This is a genomic window from Bradyrhizobium sp. Mp27, assembly GCF_029953005.1.
Classification (GTDB): domain Bacteria; phylum Pseudomonadota; class Alphaproteobacteria; order Rhizobiales; family Xanthobacteraceae; genus Bradyrhizobium; species Bradyrhizobium barranii.
The window spans coordinates 1-223 of sequence record NZ_JASAUS010000795.1 but is presented as its reverse complement, the minus strand read 5'-3'; the positions used below and the strand labels follow the sequence as shown (position 1 = coordinate 223).

At 64.1% G+C, this 223-nt stretch carries 1 protein-coding gene; it reads left to right on the top strand.

The window, feature by feature from the left end; genetic code table 11:
• Positions 1-223 (top strand): DDE-type integrase/transposase/recombinase (locus QJT78_RS52685; RefSeq protein WP_281461005.1); only part of this gene is annotated, 223 nt, incomplete at both ends.

Here is a 223-nt window from a genome sequence, read left to right as displayed (position 1 = left end):
TCGTCGATGTGTTCAGCCGACGGGTCCTGGCCCATCGCGTCTCGATCACAATGGAGGCGGCCTTCTGCGTCGAAGCGGTCCAGGAGGCGTTGGCGAAGCACGGCAGGCCCGCGATTTTCAACACGGACCAGGGCAGCCAGTTCACCAGCCTCGAGTTCACCGATGTGCTGCTGGACGCGAAGATCGCCATCAGCATGGACGGCAAGGGCGCCTGGCGCGACAA